The organism is Aeromonas sp. 25-248 (genome assembly GCF_053005425.1).
Window position 1 is genome coordinate 114,323 of record NZ_JBRKTB010000005.1, and the last position, 19,817, is coordinate 134,139.

Annotated in this window: 20 protein-coding genes and 2 tRNA genes; 18 read left to right on the plus strand and 4 right to left on the minus strand. The window is 58.6% G+C overall.

Annotated elements, in window-relative coordinates:
* Positions 1–62: 62 nt before the first annotated feature.
* A complete protein-coding gene (greA, locus tag ACVDHI_RS09765; protein ID WP_213319648.1) occupies positions 63–539 on the plus strand; it encodes a transcription elongation factor GreA in 477 nt (158 codons plus the stop codon).
* Between the two features lie 47 nt (positions 540–586).
* Here the strand turns inward: greA and ACVDHI_RS09770 are convergent, their stop codons facing one another.
* Together ACVDHI_RS09770 and yhbY are read right to left on the minus strand one after the other, a co-directional pair.
* Positions 587–1,180: a PilZ domain-containing protein gene (locus ACVDHI_RS09770; RefSeq protein WP_447212035.1), complete on the minus strand. Its 594-nt coding sequence runs from the start codon at positions 1,178–1,180 to the stop codon at positions 587–589.
* Positions 1,181–1,285: 105 nt separating this feature from the next.
* Complete coding sequence (yhbY, locus tag ACVDHI_RS09775; RefSeq protein ID WP_010675376.1) at positions 1,286–1,582, minus strand: ribosome assembly RNA-binding protein YhbY; 297 nt, start codon at positions 1,580–1,582, stop codon at positions 1,286–1,288.
* A gap of 97 nt (positions 1,583–1,679) precedes the next feature.
* Here yhbY and rlmE point away from each other — a divergent pair, with 97 nt between their 5' ends.
* The 16 genes from rlmE to ACVDHI_RS09855 all read left to right on the plus strand — a co-directional run bounded on the left by rlmE (position 1,680) and on the right by ACVDHI_RS09855 (position 18,458).
* Entirely contained in the window at positions 1,680–2,309 is a 630-nt protein-coding gene (gene rlmE, locus ACVDHI_RS09780; RefSeq protein ID WP_010675375.1) for a 23S rRNA (uridine(2552)-2'-O)-methyltransferase RlmE, read from the plus strand.
* Between the two features lie 45 nt (positions 2,310–2,354).
* On the plus strand, positions 2,355–4,307 hold the full coding sequence (gene ftsH / locus ACVDHI_RS09785; protein WP_041212504.1) for an ATP-dependent zinc metalloprotease FtsH: 1,953 nt from the start codon (positions 2,355–2,357) through the stop codon (positions 4,305–4,307).
* Positions 4,308–4,391: 84 nt separating this feature from the next.
* A complete protein-coding gene (gene folP / locus ACVDHI_RS09790) occupies positions 4,392–5,237 on the plus strand; it encodes a dihydropteroate synthase (protein WP_182935329.1) in 846 nt (281 codons plus the stop codon).
* Positions 5,238–5,255: 18 nt separating this feature from the next.
* Positions 5,256–6,590: a phosphoglucosamine mutase gene (gene glmM, locus ACVDHI_RS09795; protein ID WP_368203596.1), complete on the plus strand. Its 1,335-nt coding sequence runs from the start codon at positions 5,256–5,258 to the stop codon at positions 6,588–6,590.
* Positions 6,591–6,721: 131 nt separating this feature from the next.
* Entirely contained in the window at positions 6,722–7,486 is a 765-nt protein-coding gene (gene tpiA / locus ACVDHI_RS09800; protein ID WP_447212036.1) for a triose-phosphate isomerase, read from the plus strand.
* Positions 7,487–7,813 carry a preprotein translocase subunit SecG gene (gene secG, locus ACVDHI_RS09805; RefSeq protein ID WP_010633113.1) on the plus strand — a complete coding sequence of 109 codons (327 nt, stop codon included), beginning with the start codon at positions 7,487–7,489 and terminating at the stop codon, positions 7,811–7,813.
* Between the two features lie 7 nt (positions 7,814–7,820).
* Positions 7,821–7,905 (plus strand) — tRNA-Leu (locus ACVDHI_RS09810).
* Positions 7,906–7,996: 91 nt separating this feature from the next.
* A tRNA-Met gene (locus ACVDHI_RS09815) sits at positions 7,997–8,073 on the plus strand.
* 166 nt (positions 8,074–8,239) lie between these two features.
* Positions 8,240–8,698, plus strand: coding sequence for a ribosome maturation factor RimP (gene rimP, locus ACVDHI_RS09820; protein ID WP_010675370.1), 459 nt, complete (start codon positions 8,240–8,242; stop codon positions 8,696–8,698).
* Between the two features lie 14 nt (positions 8,699–8,712).
* Positions 8,713–10,215: a transcription termination factor NusA gene (nusA, locus tag ACVDHI_RS09825; protein WP_010675369.1), complete on the plus strand. Its 1,503-nt coding sequence runs from the start codon at positions 8,713–8,715 to the stop codon at positions 10,213–10,215.
* A 20-nt stretch (positions 10,216–10,235) separates the two neighbouring features.
* Positions 10,236–12,938, plus strand: coding sequence for a translation initiation factor IF-2 (infB, locus tag ACVDHI_RS09830; protein ID WP_029314767.1), 2,703 nt, complete (start codon positions 10,236–10,238; stop codon positions 12,936–12,938).
* A 55-nt stretch (positions 12,939–12,993) separates the two neighbouring features.
* On the plus strand, positions 12,994–13,428 hold the full coding sequence (gene rbfA, locus ACVDHI_RS09835) for a 30S ribosome-binding factor RbfA (protein WP_010675366.1): 435 nt from the start codon (positions 12,994–12,996) through the stop codon (positions 13,426–13,428).
* Between the two features lies 1 nt (position 13,429).
* Positions 13,430–14,380 carry a tRNA pseudouridine(55) synthase TruB gene (truB, locus tag ACVDHI_RS09840; protein ID WP_010675365.1) on the plus strand — a complete coding sequence of 317 codons (951 nt, stop codon included), beginning with the start codon at positions 13,430–13,432 and terminating at the stop codon, positions 14,378–14,380.
* 135 nt (positions 14,381–14,515) lie between these two features.
* On the plus strand, positions 14,516–14,785 hold the full coding sequence (gene rpsO / locus ACVDHI_RS09845; protein WP_010675364.1) for a 30S ribosomal protein S15: 270 nt from the start codon (positions 14,516–14,518) through the stop codon (positions 14,783–14,785).
* 180 nt (positions 14,786–14,965) lie between these two features.
* Positions 14,966–17,104, plus strand: coding sequence for a polyribonucleotide nucleotidyltransferase (gene pnp, locus ACVDHI_RS09850; protein WP_447212037.1), 2,139 nt, complete (start codon positions 14,966–14,968; stop codon positions 17,102–17,104).
* A gap of 142 nt (positions 17,105–17,246) precedes the next feature.
* Positions 17,247–18,458, plus strand: a complete 1,212-nt coding sequence (locus ACVDHI_RS09855) for an MDR family MFS transporter (protein WP_323907308.1) — start codon at positions 17,247–17,249, stop codon at positions 18,456–18,458.
* A gap of 3 nt (positions 18,459–18,461) precedes the next feature.
* On the opposite strand, the gene ACVDHI_RS09860 is transcribed toward ACVDHI_RS09855, so the two are convergent.
* The gene (locus ACVDHI_RS09860) at positions 18,462–18,815 is read right to left on the minus strand and encodes a DsrE/DsrF/TusD sulfur relay family protein (RefSeq protein WP_010675361.1); all 354 of its coding nucleotides are present in this window, start codon (positions 18,813–18,815) and stop codon (positions 18,462–18,464) included.
* Between the two features lie 160 nt (positions 18,816–18,975).
* Here ACVDHI_RS09860 and ACVDHI_RS09865 point away from each other — a divergent pair, with 160 nt between their 5' ends.
* On the plus strand, positions 18,976–19,368 hold the full coding sequence (locus ACVDHI_RS09865; protein WP_214004396.1) for a DUF1090 domain-containing protein: 393 nt from the start codon (positions 18,976–18,978) through the stop codon (positions 19,366–19,368).
* Positions 19,369–19,567: 199 nt separating this feature from the next.
* Here the strand turns inward: ACVDHI_RS09865 and ACVDHI_RS09870 are convergent, their stop codons facing one another.
* Positions 19,568–19,816: a YfhL family 4Fe-4S dicluster ferredoxin gene (locus ACVDHI_RS09870; protein ID WP_010675358.1), complete on the minus strand. Its 249-nt coding sequence runs from the start codon at positions 19,814–19,816 to the stop codon at positions 19,568–19,570.
* Between the last annotated feature and the right edge of the window lies 1 nt (position 19,817).

The window sequence follows — 19,817 nt, forward strand, 5'->3', positions numbered from 1 at the left end:
ACAGCTGCGGCTCTCTTTTGATTGCCGCAGCTTCTCTTTATAAAGCAACCCAGGTTTCGACTATGAATCATACTCCGATGACTGTTCGCGGCGCTGAAAAGCTGCGTCAAGAGCTCGATTATCTCAAGACCGAGCTGCGTCCCCAGATTATCGAAGCGATTGCTGATGCCCGTGAACATGGCGATCTGAAAGAAAATGCCGAATACCATGCCGCCCGCGAGCAGCAGGGTTTCTGTGAAGGCCGCATTCAGGAAATCGAAGGCAAGCTCTCCAATGCCCAGATTATCGATGTCACCAAGATTGCCAACAATGGCCGCGTCATCTTCGGCGCAACCGTGACCCTGCTCAAAAGTGAAACGGAAGAGGAAGTGGTCTACCGCATCGTGGGAGACGACGAGGCGGACATCAAGCAGAACATGATCTCCGTGAACTCCCCCATTGCCCGCGCCCTGATCGGCAAGGAAGTGGATGACGTTGCCATCGTCAAGACGCCGGGTGGCGATGTGGAGTACGAGATCCTGGAAGTTGTCTATCTCTGATTGAACGTCGGGGAAAGAGACAGGGGAGCCGGGCTCCCCTGTTGTCTTTAGTCACCCTGATAGGCCTGGACGAAGGCGTCCTGGTGGCGCTGGAAGAGCCAGTCCCGCAATTGTTCCTGATCCTCCTTGCCCAGTCGGAACTGGACGGCCCAGTCATGGCGATGTGGATTGGCATCCACGTGCCTGATGAGGGTGCCGGTCATGGCCAGGGGAGGGAGATCCTCGATGCGAAGGTATCCGCCAAGTGGATCTCCCTTGGCAGAGGAGTCCGGCAAGCCGGCCACGATAAGACCGCCAAGGGAGAGGCTGTATACCTCGTACTCCGCGTCTTCGGTGCAGAGCACGGCCTTTTCGTCGAGTCGCCAGGCGCGCAGATGGGGCGAACCCAGCTCGGTAATGGTCGGCGCGGCGATGCGCAGCTCGGTGTGGCCCTCCTCTGCCTGGGTGCAGTGGAGCGGGAAACGCAATTGGTAGCCGGCGATGCGGGCTTCGAGTGTCAGAGGCTTGGCTCGCTGCAACAGGCTTTGGAGAGGAAGGGGCAGGGTGCCGCGCAGGTATTGGCTGGTGGCAATGTCTTCATCGTTTCCCAGGTCCCGCAGCATGGCCAGTTCTTCATCGGTGAGGAGCTGATGCTTGTCCATAGTGGGTGTCCGCGACTATTCATCGCAGGTTAAGGGCCTGACCACTATTTTGGCAAGCGACTTGGGAAGAAGGGAAATGAAGGAAAGAGCGAATGCTCTTTCCTGTTACTTGCGCGGCAACTGGATCTTGGGCTCTTTGGCCTGACGGTAGATGGTCAGTACATGGCCCATGCTCTGTACCTTGATGGCGCCGGTCTCGCGAACGATGGCATCCATCACCAGCTGTTTCATCTCACGATCTTCAGACGCAACCTTAACCTTGATCAGCTCGTGGTGGTTCAGGGCCAGATCGATCTCGGCCAGCACCCCTTCGGTCAGACCGTGTTGTCCCAGCAGGACGACCGGCTTCAGACTGTGGGCCAAGCCCTTGAGATACTGTTTCTGTTTATTGTTGAGAATCATGGCAATTTCTTCATAAGTCAGGGTTGAAAGGGGCGTATTCTACCCCCACTTAGCCCTTAATACTAATAACCCTTGTGGTTTTTTAAAGTCGACAATCATGACCCAGAAAAAACGTTCCCCCAGTTCAACCCGCTGGTTAAAAGAACATTTCGACGACCAATACGTCAAGAAAGCCCAGAAGTTGGGACTGCGCTCTCGCGCCGTTTTCAAGATCGATGAGATCCAGGGCAAAGACCGGCTGCTGAAGCCGGGGATGACGGTAGTGGACCTGGGGGCTGCTCCCGGTGGCTGGTCCCAATTTGCCATCGACCAGGTTGGTGACAAGGGGCGCGTCATTGCGTGCGATATTTTGCCGATGGATTCCATTGCCGGTGTCGATTTCCTGCAAGGGGACTTTCGGGAGGAAACTGTACTCGGCGCCTTGCTGGAGCGAGTCGGCCCCGACAAGGTGGATGTCGTCATGTCGGACATGGCACCCAACATGAGCGGCACCCAGCAGGTGGATCAGGCCCGTGCCATGTACCTGGTGGAACTGGCGCTGGACATGTGCAATCAGGTCCTGAGCAGTAATGGCAGTTTTGTAGTCAAGGTGTTCCAGGGGGAGGGGTTTGATGCCTATCTCAATGAAATACGTAGACTTTTCTCTGTCGTCAAGATTCGAAAACCAGACTCGTCCCGTGCCCGTTCACGAGAAGTCTACATTGTGGCTACCGGTTTTAAACTGTAGTACCCTAACCCTCATCGTTAACTGTCAGTCTGCGAGGTCATTGATTTGAGTGACATGGCGAAAAACCTAATCCTGTGGCTGGTCATCGCCGTCGTGCTGATGTCGGTGTTCAATAGCTTCAGCCCCAGCGATACCACCAGTCGCCAGCTGGACTATTCCAGCTTCGTGAAAGAAGTGACCCAGGAGCAGATCCGTGAAGTGCGGATGGATGGCAAGGTCATCAATGGCGTCAAGCGCACCGGTGAACGTTTCACCACCATCATTCCTGCGCCGGATCCCCAACTGCTCAACGACATGCTCAACCATAACGTCAAGGTGATGGGTGAGAAGCCGGAAGAACCGTCCCTGATCACGTCCATCTTCATCTCCTGGTTCCCGATGCTGTTGTTGATCGGTGTCTGGGTCTTCTTCATGCGTCAGATGCAGGGCGGTGGCGGTAAGGGTGCCATGTCGTTCGGCAAGAGCAAGGCTCGCCTGATGAGCGAAGATCAGATCAAGACTACCTTCGCCGACGTAGCCGGTTGTGACGAGGCAAAGGAAGAGGTCAAAGAGCTGGTCGACTATCTGCGTGACCCGACCAAATTCCAGAAGCTGGGTGGCAAGATCCCGACCGGCGTCCTGTTGGTAGGTCCTCCCGGTACTGGTAAGACCCTGCTGGCCAAAGCCATTGCAGGCGAGGCCAAGGTGCCGTTCTTTACCATCTCGGGTTCCGATTTCGTGGAAATGTTCGTGGGTGTCGGTGCCTCCCGGGTGCGTGACATGTTCGAACAGGCCAAGAAATCCTCCCCCTGCATCATCTTCATCGATGAGATCGATGCGGTCGGTCGCCAGCGTGGCGCCGGTCTGGGTGGTGGTCACGATGAACGTGAGCAGACCCTGAACCAGATGCTGGTTGAAATGGATGGTTTCGAAGGCAATGAAGGCATCATCGTCATTGCCGCCACCAACCGTCCCGACGTACTGGATCCTGCGCTGCTGCGTCCGGGTCGTTTCGACCGCCAGGTCGTGGTCGGCTTGCCGGATGTTCGCGGTCGTGAGCAGATCCTGAAAGTGCATATGCGCAAGGTGCCGCTGGCGGATGACGTTAATCCGGCGCTGATTGCCCGTGGTACCCCTGGTTTCTCCGGTGCCGATCTGGCCAACCTGGTGAACGAGGCTGCCCTCTTCTCTGCTCGCGAGAGCCGCCGAGTGGTCTCCATGCTGGAGTTCGAAAAGGCGAAGGACAAGATCATGATGGGGGCAGAACGTCGCTCCATGGTGATGAAAGAGTCCGAGAAGGAGATGACGGCCTATCACGAAGCGGGTCACGCCATCATTGGTCGCGTGGTGCCGGATCATGATCCTGTCTACAAGGTCTCCATCATTCCGCGCGGCCGTGCGCTGGGTGTGACCATGTACCTGCCGGAGCAGGACCGCTGGAGCCACTCCAAGCAGCATCTGGAGTCCATGATCTCCAGCCTGTATGGCGGTCGTCTGGCGGAAGAGCTGATCTACGGTGCCGAGAAGGTATCGACCGGTGCATCCAACGACATCGAACGTGCCACCGACATCGCCCGCAAGATGGTCACCCAGTGGGGCATGTCCGAGCGTCTCGGCCCCATGCTTTACGCAGAAGAGGACGGTGAAGTCTTCCTCGGCCGCAGCATGGCCAAGGCCAAGCACATGTCTGACGATACCGCCCGCATCATCGATGCAGAGGTCAAGCAGGTCATCGATCGCAACTACGATCGTGCCAAGCAGATCCTGCTGGACAACATGGATGTGCTGCACACCATGAAAGATGCATTGATGAAGTACGAGACCATCGATGCCAAGCAGATCGATGATCTGATGGCGCGTCGCGAGGTCCGTGCTCCCAGCAACTGGCATGATGAGCACGGTGACACCCCGCAAGGTGGTGCCAGCGTGAACAACGGGCCGGAGGCCAAGGCGCCGGCTGAAGAGGGCAGTGCACCTCTGAGTGACATCGACAAGGCGAACGATGTCCCGGCCAAATAAGTTGTCATGATACAAACCCCGGGCTTGCCCGGGGTTTTTCTTTGCACGAAGAGTTTGCCGCTCTTGTTGGAGGTAGTTGAAGCAATGCAGTTAATCAGCAAGGGACGTACCCTTTCTCTCGACCGTCCCCATGTCATGGGCATTCTCAATGTGACGCCGGACTCCTTTTCAGATGGTGGCCGCTTCAAGCAGATCGATCTGGCGTTGGGTCATGCCCGCGACATGGTGGCCGATGGGGCCACCCTTATCGATATAGGTGGCGAGTCGACCCGCCCGGGCGCCCCCGACGTGAGCGAGCAGGAGGAGCTGGACAGGGTCATCCCCGTGGTGGAGCGCATGGTCTCCGAGCTGGATGTGATGATCTCCCTCGATACCTCCAAGGCGATTGTCATGCGGGAGGGTTGTGCTGCTGGTGGTCACCTCATCAATGATGTCCGCGCCCTGCAAGAGCCGGGAGCGCTGGGCGCGGCGGCCGAGGCTGGCGTACCGGTATGCCTCATGCACATGCAGGGGCAGCCCCGTACCATGCAGGTGGAGCCGCACTATGACGATCTGGTGGGGGAGGTGAGAGCCTTCTTTGACGAGCGGATTGCCGCTTGTCTGGGGGCCGGTATCCCGCGTGAGCATCTGGTACTGGATCCAGGCTATGGCTTTGGCAAGACGCTGGTGCACAACTATCAGCTGCTGGCACAGCAGGCGTCACTGCTCGATTACCAACTTCCGCTCTTGGTGGGCATGTCACGAAAGTCTATGATAGGCAACCTGCTTGACCGCCCGGTAGCCGAGCGGTTGGCTGGTAGTCTGGCCTGTGCCCTGATCGGGTTGCAACATGGCGCCAGGATCATCCGGGTGCACGACGTGCGGGCCACCATGGATGTCTTGCGTACAGGCTGGATGACCATGACGGGACAAGATTTCATATCCAAATAGAAAAACGAGAAACAGACAATGACCAGAAAGTACTTCGGCACCGACGGCGTGCGCGGCAAGGTGGGTGAATACCCGATCACCCCGGATTTCGTCATGAAACTGGGCTGGGCCGCCGGCAAGGTGCTCTCCAAGAAAGGGACCAAGAAGGTGCTGATCGGCAAGGATACCCGTATCTCCGGTTACATGCTGGAGTCGGCACTGGAGGCGGGGCTCTCCGCCGCCGGTCTCAAAGCCATATTGATGGGACCCATGCCCACCCCGGCGGTTGCCTACCTGACTCGCACCTTCCGTGCCGAAGCCGGTATCGTCATCAGTGCATCCCACAACCCCTATTACGACAACGGCATCAAGTTCTTCTCCGCCGACGGCACCAAGCTGCCCGATGATGTCGAGCTGGCCATCGAAGCCGAGCTCGACAACGAACTCAAGTGCGTGGAGTCCGCGGAGCTTGGCAAGGCGCTGCGCATCGATGATGCGGCTGGTCGCTACATCGAATTCTGCAAGAGCACCTTCCCCTCCAATCTGAGCCTGGAAGGGCTGAAAATGGTGGTGGATTGCGGTCATGGTGCCACCTACCACATCGCCCCTTCCGTCTTCCGCGAACTGGGTGCCGAAGTCATCGCCATCGGCTGCAGCCCGGATGGGCTCAACATCAATGACGGCGTCGGTTCCACCGCACCGGAGGCGCTGGCCGCCAAGGTCCAGGAATGCAAAGCCGATCTCGGCGTCGCCTTCGACGGTGACGGCGACCGTCTGGTGATGGTGGACAGCACAGGTTACATCATCGACGGAGATGAGATCCTCTACATCATCGCCCGGGATGCCCTGCGCCATGGCCGTCTCAAGGGCGGTGTGGTGGGCACCCTGATGGCCAACATGGGGCTGGAGCTGGCGCTTCAGACCCTGGGCATCCCCTTTGCCCGTGCCAAGGTAGGTGACCGCTACGTGCTTGAAATGATGAACGAGAAGGGCTGGCGCATCGGGGGCGAAAACTCCGGTCACATCATCTGCCTGGATCAGACCACCACGGGGGATGGTATCGTCGCCGCCCTGCAGGTGCTGACGGCCATGCGCAGTGCCGAGATGCCGCTGGCCAAATTGCGTTCGGGCATGAGCAAGTTCCCGCAAGTGCTGGTCAATGTGCGCTTCGCCGAAGGCAAGGATCCGCTGACCTCCAGTGCCGTTCAGCAGGAAGTGGCGGCAGTGGAGCTGGAACTGGCCGGCCGTGGCCGGGTGCTGTTGCGCAAATCTGGCACCGAGCCCCTGATCCGGGTCATGGTCGAAGGTGAACACGAACAGCAGGTGCGCGATATGGCAGAGCGCATCGCCAAACAGGTCGAGTCGGCGTTTTAATGAACAACCAAGGCGACTTTTTAGTCGCCTTGGTTGTATCTTGTTCAAACGATTCGAAAATTTGAAAATAGCACTTGTCAGCTGAGCATCCTCTGGATATTATCAGCCCCGCTTTCGCAAGGGAGTTGCCGATGGGACATCGCAAGCCGTTTGTAGCAGCCAACTGGAAGTTACACGGTAGTAGGTCGCAGTTAGAGCAGTTTACGAGTCAGTGCACAGAACGCATTGATGAAGACGTAGATGTGGTCTTGTGTCCATCCCATGTGCATCTCGGTTTCACCGCCGAACTGCTCGGTGAGCAGGTAAGAGTGAAGCTGGGGGCTCAGAACGTGAGCCAGCACAGACAGGGCGCTTATACGGGTGAAATCTCGTGTGAGATGCTGGTCGAGGCAGGTTGCCGATATGTACTTGTTGGCCACTCCGAGCGCAGGCGTCTCTTTGGTGAGACCAGTTTTATCGTCGCAGAGAAGTTTGCGGCAGTCAGAGCAGCAGGTCTGATACCCATACTTTGTCTGGGTGAGTCAGGAGCAGCGAGGCAGGCAAGAAGAACCTTCGAGGTGATTGCCGAGGAACTGGACATCGTCATAGAGAAAAATGGCGCGATGGCTTTCGATAATGCTATCATCGCCTACGAGCCAATCTGGGCTGTAGGTACAGGTAAATGCGCCACACCCGAGCAGGCACAAGAGGTTCATTCCTTTATTCGCGGTCGCTTGGCGGAGGATACTCCGGTAATAGGTGAGAAAGTCAGAATCATCTATGGTGGGAGCGTGACACCGGCCAATGCACAAGATTTGTTTGCGCAGTCCGATATTGATGGCGGTCTGATAGGCAGGGCAAGTCTTGATGGCGAGGCGTTTTTAGGAATAGTTGAAGCGGCAAAGGGTGCAAGTTAAATGTACGAGATTCTTTTGGTCGTTTATCTGCTGGTATCGCTGGCTCTGATTGGTCTGGTGATGATTCAGCAAGGTAAAGGGGCTGATATGGGCGCCTCCTTCGGCGCAGGGGCATCGAATACTGTATTCGGCTCCGGTGGTTCAGGCAGCTTCCTGACCCGCACAACAGCGATTTTGGCTACTCTGTTTTTCTTGATTAGTCTGGTTCTGGGTTCCATGTCCAGCAACAAGGTCAAGCAGGGTAGTGAATGGGAAAATCTGCAACAGACTCAACAAGTTGAGCAGAGCAAAGCGCCAGTGAAGAAAGATACTGACGTTCCCGAATAAGAGTTTTGCCGTGGTGGTGGAATTGGTAGACACGCTATCTTGAGGGGGTAGTGCTCTAGGGTGTGCGGGTTCGAGTCCCGCCCACGGCACCAATTAAGCAGTGAACCCGGGTAACCGGGATGTTATAGCCGCTGAGTCTTGTCTCACGAGAGTGAAGTGGCTATAATCTCGCACGATTTCGGACGCGGGGTGGAGCAGCATGGTAGCTCGTCGGGCTCATAACCCGAAGGTCGTCGGTTCAAATCCGGCCCCCGCAACCAAATTTCACGCATTTCCTACGCTCAGGAAGGCGGTCGCTGCGAGGCGACAATCAGGGTAAAGCGCCAAGCCCCGATTTGACATCGGGGCTTTTTGTTATGTGCAATTTACTCTGAATCTATTTCTATCTGGGCTATATGCCCTTTTTTCGTTTTTCGGAGGGTGACTTTGGCTACGTTGGAACAACGTTTGACCGATCTGCTCGAGGCTCCGGTCGTTGCCTTGGGTTTTGAACTGTGGGGTATCGAGTTTATCCGTGCGGGTAAGCACTCGACCTTGCGCGTTTTCATCGACTCGGAGCAAGGCGTGACGGTGGAAGACTGTGCCGAGGTGAGCCGCCAGGTCGGCGCCATCATGGATGTCGAAGATCCCATCACCGAGGAGTACTACCTTGAGGTGTCTTCCCCGGGTTTGGATCGTCCACTGTTCAAGGTCGCCCAGTTCGAAAAATACGTTGGCCAGGAGGCGGCGGTAACGCTTCGGATGGCAACAAACAACCGCCGCAAGTTCAAAGGCGTAATCAAAGCCGTGCAGGGGGACATGATCACTCTGACGGTAGATGGTAAGGACGAGGTGTTGGCTTTCACCAATATCCAAAAAGCGAACATAGTGCCGAACTTTGGTTAACGAGGCTATCGGATATGAATAAAGAGATTTTGCTGGTCGTTGACGCTGTGTCCAACGAGAAGGCTGTCCCCCGCGAGAAGATTTTCCAGGCTCTGGAGACTGCGCTGGCGACTGCGACCAAGAAAAAATACGAAGGCGAGATTGAAGTGCGTGTCGAGATCGATCGCAAGACCGGTGACTATGACACCTATCGCCGTTGGGTCGTGGTGGCCGATCAGGCTTCCATGGAGAACCCGTACGGGGAAATCACTCTCGAAGCCGCTCAGATCGAGCAGCCGGATATCCAGATCGGCGACTATGTTGAAGACCAGATTGACTCTGTGACCTTCGACCGTATCACCACCCAGACCGCCAAGCAGGTCATCGTGCAGAAAGTGCGCGAGGCCGAGCGTTCCCAGGTCGTTGACCAGTTCAAGGACAAGGAAGGCACCATCATCAGCGGCGTGGTCAAGAAGAGCAACCGCGACAACGTGATCCTGGATCTGGGCAGCAATGCCGAAGCCGTGATCTTCCGTGACGACATGTTGCCCCGTGAGACCTTCCGTCCCGGCGACCGCATCCGTGGCCTGCTCTACGCCGTGCGTCCGGAAGCCCGTGGTTCCCAGCTGTTCGTCAGCCGCTCCAGCCCGGACTTCCTGAAAGAGCTGTTCCGCATCGAAGTGCCGGAAATCGGCGAAGAGATGATTGAAATCATGGGCGCCGCCCGTGATCCGGGTTCCCGCGCCAAGATCGCGGTCAAGACCAACGATCGTCGTATCGACCCGATCGGTGCCTGTATCGGCATGCGTGGTGCCCGCGTTCAGGCCGTCTCCGCCGAGCTGAGCGGTGAGCGTGCCGACATCGTGCTGTACGATGACAACCCGGCCCAATACGTGATCAACGCCATGGCGCCAGCCGATGTGGCCTCCATCATCGTCGATGAAGACAACCACACCATGGACATCGCCGTGGAAGCCGCCAACCTGGCCCAGGCCATCGGCCGCAACGGTCAGAACGTGCGTCTGGCCTCCCAGCTGACCGGTTGGGAACTGAACGTGATGACCGTCGAGGACATGCGTGCCAAGCACCAGGCCGAGAACGACCGCATCATGAACCTGTTCACCAGCACCCTCGACATCGACGACGATTTCGCCGGCCTGCTGATGGAAGAGGGCTTCTCCACCCTGGAAGAGATCGCCTTCGTCCCGGTCAACGAGCTGCTGGCCATCGACGGTCTGGATGAAGACATGGTCGAAGAGCTGCGCAAGCGTGCCAAGGATGCCCTGACCACCAAGGCCCTGGCCAAAGAAGAATCCTTTGAAGGCGTCGAGCCTTCCGAAGAACTGCTCAATCTCTCCGGCCTCGGTCGTGAAATGGCCTATGCCCTGGCCGCTCGCGGCGTCGGCACCCTGGAAGATTTGGCAGAGCAAGGTATCGATGACCTTGCCGACATCGAAGAGTTGACCGCCGAGAAGGCAGGTGAGCTCATTATGGCTGCTCGCAATATCTGTTGGTTCGGAGAAGAGCAGTCTGAATAAGGTCAAACGGAGGAAAATGAATGGCAGAAGTATCAGTTAAGCAACTTGCCACTGACATCGACACGCCGGTTGATCGTCTTCTCCAGCAGTTTGTCGATGCCGGCATCGTGAAGAGCAAGGCCGACGACATGGTCAGCGAGTCTGAGAAACAGACTCTGCTGGCACATCTGAAGAAACAGCATGGAGGTGACGAGGTCACCGCACCTGCTCGCATGACCTTGCAGCGCAAGACCAAGAGCACCCTGAGTGTTCAGGGGACTGGTGGCAAGAACAAGGAAGTGCAGGTAGAAGTGCGCAAGTCTCGCACCTATGTAAGACGCTCGGCGCTGGAAGATGAACAGCGCCAGGCGGAAGCCGAGGAAACAGCGCGTTTGGAAGCAGAAGAAAAAGCTCGTCGCGAGGCCGAAGAGAAGGCCCGCCTCGACGCTGAAGAGAAGGCTCGCCGTGAGGCTGAGCAGGCTCGTCGTGAAGCTGAGGAAAAGGCGCGGATCGAGGCACAACAGAAGGCTCGACAGGCTCAACAGCCCGCCAAAGCAGCCGTTAGCACAGCTCAGCAAGAGGCAGAAAAGATGGCCAAGCGCGAAGCAGAAGAACTGAAGCGCCAACAGGAACAGACAGCTTTGCAAAAAGCTGAAGAACTCGCCGCGAAGAAAGCCGAAGAGGCTCGCATCATGGCGGAACAGAATGCGGCCCGCTGGGCTGAAGAAGAAGCGGCTCGCGCCAAAGAGAGCAGCGATTACCATCTGACCACCAACAAGCACGCGCAAGCGGCCGAAGATGAGTTGGATCGTAAGGAAGAGACCAGCCGTCGCACGGCTGCCGCTGCCAAGGCGCCGAAGAAGGTCGGCCGTCGCGAAGACGACCGCAATGACCGCAACTCCCGCGATCCCCGTGCCCGCAAAGGCAAGCGTGGCAAGATGGCCATGCCGAACGCCATGAAACACGGCTTCAACAAGCCGGCTGCCGTGGTCAACCGTGACGTCGTCATCGGCGAGACCATCACAGTGGCGGAGCTCGCCAACAAGATGGCCGTCAAGGGCGTTGAAGTCATCAAGGTGATGATGAAGATGGGTGCCATGGCCACCATCAACCAGGTGATCGACCAGGAGACCGCTCAGCTGGTCGCCGAGGAGATGGGTCACAAGGTAGTGCTGCGCCGTGAGAACGAGCTGGAAGAGGCGGTACTTAGCGATCGTGACGAGACCTCCGAAGCCAAGCCGCGTGCGCCGGTCGTGACCATCATGGGTCACGTCGACCACGGCAAGACCTCGCTGCTGGACTATATCCGTAAAGCCAAGGTCGCCGCAGGCGAAGCCGGTGGCATTACCCAGCACATCGGTGCGTACCACGTACAGACCGACAGCGGCATGATCACCTTCCTGGATACCCCGGGTCACGCGGCGTTTACCTCCATGCGTGCTCGTGGTGCCAAGGCGACCGACATCGTTGTGCTGGTTGTTGCAGCTGACGACGGCGTGATGCCGCAAACCATCGAAGCTATCCAGCACGCCAAGGCGGCCGGTGTGCCGCTGGTTGTTGCGGTGAACAAGATCGACAAGCCTGAAGCGGATCCGGATCGCGTCAAGACCGAGCTGGCCCGTTACAACGTCATGTCCGAAGAGTGGGGTGGCGATTGCCAGTTCGTGCACGTCTCCGCCAAGTCTGGCGAAGGCATCGACGACCTGCTGGAAGCCATCCTGATCCAGGCCGAAGTCCTGGAGCTGAAAGCGGTGGTTGACGGCATGGCCAACGGCGTCGTGATCGAATCCTTCCTGGATAAAGGTCGTGGTCCGGTTGCCACCGTGCTGGTACAGGAAGGCACTCTGCGTCAGGGCGACATTGTGCTGTGTGGTCTTGAGTACGGCCGGGTTCGCGCCATGCGTGACGAACTGGGTCGCGAGATCAAGGAAGCAGGTCCCTCTCTGCCAGTGGAAATTCTGGGTCTGTCCGGCGTTCCCTCTGCCGGTGACGAAGCCACGGTCGTGCGTGACGAGAAGAAAGCCCGTGAAGTGGCGCTCTACCGTCAGGGCAAGTTCCGCGAAGTCAAGCTGGCTCGCCAGCAGAAGGCCAAGCTGGAAAACATGTTTGCCAACATGACTGAGGGCGAAGTGTCCGAAGTGAACGTGGTGATCAAGGCCGATGTACAAGGCTCTGTGGAAGCGATCTGCGATGCGCTGGTCAAACTCTCCACCGACGAAGTGAAGGTGAAGATCGTGGGTTCCGGCGTAGGTGGCATCACCGAAACCGACGCGACCCTGGCCGCGGCTTCCAGCGCCATCCTGGTGGGCTTCAACGTCCGTGCCGACGCTTCTGCGCGCAAGGTCATCGAATCCGAGAGCCTGGATCTGCGTTACTACTCCGTCATCTATGACCTGATCGACGAAGTGAAGCAGGCCATGAGCGGCAAGCTGGCTCCTGAGTATCGTCAGGAGATCATCGGTCTGGCTGAAGTGCGTAGCGTCTTCAAGTCGCCGAAGTTCGGCGCCGTTGCCGGCTGTATGGTTACCGAAGGTGTGGTCAAGCGTTCCAACCGCATTCGCGTTCTGCGTGACAACGTGGTTATCTATGAAGGCGAGCTGGAATCCCTGCGCCGCTTCAAGGATGACGTCAACGAAGTTCGCAACGGCTACGAGTGTGGTATCGCGGTCAAGAACTACAACGACGTGCGTGAAGGCGACCAGATCGAGGTGTACGAGACCGTTGAAATCCAGCGGACTCTGTAAGCCGAGCGTTAGACAAAATAGGGGGCCGCGGCCCCCTTTTATCGCAGGATAGAATATGGCCAGAGAATTCAGCCGGACCCGTCGGGTCGGGCAGCAGATCCAGCGTGAAATCGCGCTGATCCTGCAGCGCGAGGTGAAAGACCCGCGCATCGGCATGGTGACCGTCTCCGACGTGGAGGTCTCCAAGGACCTCAACTATGCCAAGGTTTATGTCACCTTCTTGCAACTGGAGAATGACGCCGAGCGCATCAAGGAAGGGCTCAAGGGCCTGACCGAGGCTGCCGGTTACATCCGCAGCCTGCTGGGCAGCGCCATGCGTCTGCGGGTGGTGCCCGAGCTGCGTTTCTACTACGACCAGACCCTGGTCGAGGGGATGCGCCTCTCCAACCTGGTGACCAACACTGTGCGTGAAGACAAGCGTCGCATGACTGAAGCCGGTCGTGACGAAGAGCAATCCGCACCGGATGACACGACTGAGGATAACGCCTGAGATGTCTCGTAGACGTCGTTTCAAAGGCCGTGACGTACACGGCATCCTGCTGCTGGACAAACCGACCGGCCTGACTTCCAACGATGTGTTGCAGAAGGTCAAGCGGATCTACAACGCCGCCAAGGCTGGCCATACCGGCGCCCTGGACCCCCTGGCCACCGGCATGTTGCCGATCTGCCTCGGGGAGGCCACCAAGTTCTCCCAGTATCTGCTGGAAGCGGACAAGCGCTATGAGGTGACCGCCAAGCTGGGCGAGCGCACCAATACCAGTGACTCCGACGGCGAGGTGGTTTCCACCCGCCCGGTGAACGTGGCGGTGGGCACCCTGATCGAGGCGCTGGACCAGTTCCGCGGCCCCATCATGCAGGTGCCGTCCATGTACTCCGCCCTCAAGCACAACGGCCGCCCGCTCTACGAATATGCCCGTGAAGGGATCGAGATCGAGCGGGAAGCCCGTCCCATCACCATCTTCGAACTCAAGCTGCTCGGCTTCGAGGGGGACGAGGTGAAGCTGGAAGTGCATTGCAGCAAGGGTACCTATATCCGCTCCCTGGTGGACGATCTGGGGGAAGTGCTGGGCTGTGGCGCTCACGTCACCCAGCTGCGTCGCACCCAGGTGGCGAGCTACCCCTACGAGCGGATGCTGACCCTGGAGCAGCTCGAGTGTATCTTCGAGCAGGCCAAGGCCGAAAGCATTCCGCCACGGGAGCAGCTGGATCCCCTGTTGCTGCCGATGGACACTGCCGTGGCCTCTCTGCCCGAGGTGAACATGCTGGTCGCCGTGGCCGCCTATGTGAACCAGGGTCAGGCCGTGCAGGTGGCAGGTAGCCCCCAAAGTGGCCAGGTCCGCATGACGGTCGGTCCGGAGCGCGAATTCATCGGAGTTGGCGAGATCGATGACGAGGGGCGCGTGGCGCCCAAGCGTCTGGTTCGCTACCACGACGAGGAGTGATCCTCAGGCGGTATCGGTCTGTCACGCGTCTTTCCCGTTGCGAAAAGGGGCGGGGACGATTATGATACCGCCCTCATTTCACGGCTGAATTAGAGATTGGCTGTGAACCTTTAAACACTCTACTGGAGTAATACCATGTCTCTAAATGCTGAGATCAAAGCTCAAATCGTTGCCGACAACGCTCGTGGCGCCAACGACACCGGTTCCCCCGAAGTGCAAGTTGCCCTGCTGACTGCCCAGATCAACCATCTGCAAGGTCACTTCAAGGAGCACGCCAAGGATCACCACGGTCGTCGCGGTCTGCTGCGCATGGTTTCCCAGCGTCGTAAGCTGCTGGACTACCTGAAGCGTAAAGACGTTCAGCGTTACGCTGCTCTGATCGCCAAGCTGGGTCTGCGTCGTTAATCGACCATCAGATTTCGCAAAAAAGGGGAACCGCGAGGTTCCCCTTTTTTATTGCCCGTTTCAAACAGGATGCAGGCCGTTGCCTGCCTCACAGAATTGACGTCCGCGCTTACCTTTTGATGCGAATCAAGTATACTTGCACGCGAATTTAAAGCGCCAAATTGTTAAAAGGAAATTCACGTGAATCCTATTGTAAAGTCATTCCAGTACGGTCAACACACCGTCACACTGGAAACCGGTGTGATGGCCCGTCAAGCCACTGCGGCCGTCATGGTCAGCATGGACGATACCTGTGTCTTCGTGACTGTCGTTGGCAAGAAAGAGGCCGATCACGGCCGTGATTTCTTCCCGCTGACCGTCAACTATCAGGAGCGTACCTATGCTGCTGGTCGTATCCCGGGTGGTTTCTTCCGTCGTGAAGGCCGTCCGAGCGAGGGTGAGACCCTCATCTCCCGTCTGATCGACCGTCCCATCCGTCCGCTGTTCCCGGAAGGCTTCCTCAATGAGGTTCAGGTGGTTGCCACCGTCATGTCCGTGAACCCGGCCGTTTCTCCCGACATCGTTGCCATGATCGGTGCCTCCGCGGCCCTGGCCATATCCGGCATCCCGTTCGGCGGCCCGATCGGTGCAGCCCGCGTGGGTTACATGAACGGCCAGTACGTACTGAACCCGACCACCACCGAACTGCCCCAGAGCGATCTGGATCTGGTGGTTGCCGGTACTGCCAATGCGGTGCTGATGGTGGAGTCCGAAGCGGCCATCCTCTCCGAGGAGGTGATGCTGGGCGCCGTGGTCTACGGTCACGAGCAGATGCAGACCGTGATCAACGCCATCAATGAATTCGCTGCCGACGTCGGTACCAAGCCCTGGGACTGGACCCCGCCTGCCGTCAACGAAGCGCTGAAAGCCAAAGTTGCCGAACTGGCCACAGCTGAGCTGGGTGAAGCCTACCGTATCACCGAGAAGGCTGTTCGCTACGAAACCATCGCTGCCATCAAGGGCCGCGTGGTCGAGCAAGTCATCGCATCCGGCGTGGAAGAAGATGCCAAGAAGATCGGCGAAGAGTTCCACAGCCTGGAGAGCCGCATCGTCCGTGGTCGCGTCGTACGTGGTGAGCCGCGTATCGACGGTCGCGATCCGGAAATGATCCGCGCCCTCTCCGTCGGTACCGGCATCCTGCCCCGTGCCCACGGTTCTGCCCTGTTCACCCGTGGTGAAACTCAGGCCATCGTGGTGGCCACGCTGGGTACCGAGCGTGACGCCCAGAACATCGACGAGCTGACCGGCAATCGCGCCGATCGCTTCATGCTGCACTACAACTTCCCGCCCTACTGCGTCGGCGAGACCGGCATGATGGGCAGCCCGAAGCGTCGTGAAATCGGTCACGGCCGTCTGGCCAAGCGCGGCGTTGCTGCCGTGATGCCGAGCGCCGCCGAGTTCCCGTACGTGGTGCGCGTGGTCTCTGAAATCACCGAATCCAACGGCTCCTCCTCCATGGCGTCTGTCTGTGGTTCCTCCCTGGCGCTGATGGATGCCGGTGTGCCGATCAAGGCCTCTGTTGCCGGTATCGCCATGGGTCTGGTGAAGGAAGAAGAAGGTTTCGTCGTGCTGTCCGACATCCTGGGTGACGAAGATCACCTGGGCGACATGGACTTCAAGGTAGCCGGTACCAGCGAAGGTGTGACCGCGCTGCAGATGGACATCAAGATCGAAGGCATCACCAAAGAGATCATGGAGATTGCGCTGAAGCAAGCTCGTGGCGCTCGTCTGCACATCCTGAAAGTGATGGACGAAGCTATCCAGGCTCCCCGTGCTCAGATCTCCGATTTCGCACCGCGCATCCACACCATCAAGATCAATCCTGAGAAGATCAAGGATGTGATCGGCAAGGGTGGTTCCGTGATCCGTGCACTGACCGAAGAGACCGGCACCAACATCGAGCTGGATGATGACGGTACCGTTCGCATCTCCGCCGTGGCCAACGAAGCCGCCATGGAAGCGATCCGCCGCATCGAGGCCATCACCGCCGAGATCGAAGTGAACCGCATCTACGAAGGCAAGGTCGTGCGCCTGGCTGACTTCGGCGCCTTCGTCAACATCCTGCCGGGTAAAGACGGTCTGGTGCACATCTCCCAGATCACCGATGCCCGCGTACAGAACGTGGCCGACTTCCTGAAAATCGGTGACGTGGTGAAGGTGAAGGTACTGGAAGTGGACCGTCAGGGCCGTGTGCGTCTCTCCATCAAGGAAGCGAACGCACCGACCGAAGCGGCTGCTGCTCCTGCTGCCGTTGCCGTCGAAGAGCCGACTGCCGAATAAGGCTGCCGTATGTGAAAGAGCCGACCCTTGGGTCGGCTTTTTTGTGCCTGTCGCCCGGCATGGCGCAGATTGTCTCCTTGTTCCTTTTGGCGCCCCTTGATATAAGGGACGACCCCGCTTCGTTGGCAAAAGGAATTGCAGCATGTCATGGGCCTACCTCAGGCAGTTTCCTTCCCTGGTCTGGATCGTCATCCTGGGCACTTTCATGGTGCGTACCACCTTCTTCATGGTCTGGCCCTTTCTCTCCATCCTGCTCTACCGTGACTACGGACTTTCGGCGACCCTGATAGGCGCCATCCTGGGGGCCACGGCGGCGCTTTCCACTCTCGTCAGCTTCTATGGCGGCTGGCTCTCGGACAAATGGGGGCGGCGCAACATCCTGCTGTTCGGCTGCCTGGTTTCCGCCGCCAGCGTGGCCCTGCTCGGCCTCTCCCACCAGGTGGGCTGGCTGGCACTCGGGGTGATCGGCAGCGGACTCTCCTACGGGCTCATCGACGCACCGGGCAAGGCACTGATGGCCGACAATCTGGCCGAGCCCAAAGCCCGTGAGCTGGCGCTGCACCTGCGTTATTTCCTGCTCAACCTGGGGGCGGCCATCGGTCCTCTGCTCGGCGTCACCTATGGCCTGAGCGCGCGTCAGGAGACCTTCCTGTTGCTCAGTGCCAGCTATCTGCTGCTTGGTATCGTCTTTGTCATCGGGTTCAGGCTGGCAGGTTGCCACACCAGCCAGGCGGCCGGGCCTGGCATGCGTGCTGTGCTGCGGGTGCTCTGGCAGGACAGGGGGTTTCTGCTGCTGATCATGGCCAATCTGCTGCTGATGCTGGTCTACGCCCAGTTCGAGTCGCCCCTCATCCAGTATCTGACCCGCGCGGGGACGCCGGAGGTGGAGCGGCTCATCGGCTGGCTGGTGACGACCAACGCGCTGACCATAGTGATGCTGCAGTTCCCCCTGCTGCACCTGACTGCCCGCTGGTCCACGCGGCGCAAGCTGCAACTCGGGGTGGCGCTCTTTCTCGGCGCCCAGTTGCAGTTTGCGCTGGGGGATACCGCCATCTGGTGGCACTGGATAGTGGCGGTGATCCTCCTGAGCGTCGGGGAGTGCATCCTCTTCCCCTTGCTCAATGTGCTGATCGATCAGATGGCGCCTGGTCATTTGAAGGGGAGCTATTTCGGGGCGGCCTCCATCTCCGGACTCGGGGTGGCCATGGGGGCCTTGCTGGGAGGCTGGGTGCTGGCCCACTGGGGCGGGAGCTGGCTTTACGCCCTGATGGCGCTGCTCTGCCTGGTGATCCTGATGCTCTATGGTCTGAGTACCCGGACCTCGCGCCCTGCGCTGGTCCGGGCCGGGCCCTGACGGCTAGAAGGTCAGCACCTTGTCGGCGGCCAGAGTCCATTGGGCCAGCAAGGGGAGGGTGCCTATCTCTATGCCCTCGACAAGGGGTAGCGGGGTGATGCCGCGCGCATCGGTGCAGCTCTTGCAAAGCCGGATCCGGGTGCCCTGAGCCAGCAGTATCTCCAGCATCTGGCGCAGGTTGTAGCCCTCGGCCGGAGCCTGCCCGGCGAGGGCAGCAGTGACGGCATCCGACATCAGGAAGAGGTTGAGGTCTACCTTTCCCTCCTCTTTGAGGGCGATGCCGAGGCGCAGGGCATTGAACAGGGACTCGCTGCCATAGGGGGCGCCGTTGGCAATGATGAGAATGTGTTGGGTCATGTGGCTCTCCTGATTGAAAGGGCCATTGTAGCCTCGGCGAAAGCGGCCCGGCATGATGCAGAGCACACTCTGTCGTAGCCCGGCCCCGTGTGTCTTGACCTCACACAGGGAGTCAGGTTTCATGAACGGCCATCCAATATGACAGAACAAAGAGGTTGTTATGTGGAAGATCGCCGGAATAGGCTTATTGTTGTTGGCCGGACAAGCCTATGGTAGTGAAAACATCGGCTGCAAGGCCAGAGAGCAGGCCGTGACGGATCAGCTTGCGTTCGCCAGGGCGCACAACAACCAGGAGCAGGTAGCCGGCCTTGAGCGGGCACTGCGCAACCTGGAGGCCCATTGTACCGATGCCGGGCTCCTTGAGGAGCAGCAACGCAAGGTGGTCAAGCAGAGGGAAGAAGTGGAAGAGCGGCTGGCCGAGTTGCAGAGCGCACGGGTATCGGGCAAGCCGGACAAGATTGCCAAGAAGCAGTCCAAGCTGGAGGAGTCCCAGGCCGAGTTGCTGGAAGCCCAGCGCGAACTCGAGGCGCTGCAAAAACTGGTCAAACCCTGAGGGAAGGGCAGCGCAATAGAAAAAGCCGGGCATGCCCGGCTTTTTCTATTTCTGGATAATGCACACCACGAGTGTCAGACCCTGACTGCCTGTGCATCCGCACGAACTTCTCCATCAGCTGATCTTCGGTTTCCACCCTATGGACGGGATCCCGGAGGATGCCGTCCATGGGGCGCAGATGCTGATGCAGGTGCTACAGCTACTGCCTGTGCATCCGCACGAACTTCTCCATCAGCTGATCTTCGGTCTCCACATGGGCGGGATCCCAGATGATGCAATCGATGGGGCAGACGCTGATGCAGGTCGGCTTCTCATAGTGGCCGACGCATTCGGTGCAGCGATCCGGGTCTATCTCGTAGATCTTGCTCCCCAGGGTGATGGCCTGGTTAGGACACTCCGGATCGCACATGTCACAGTTGATGCACTTGTCGGTGATGAGCAGTGCCATC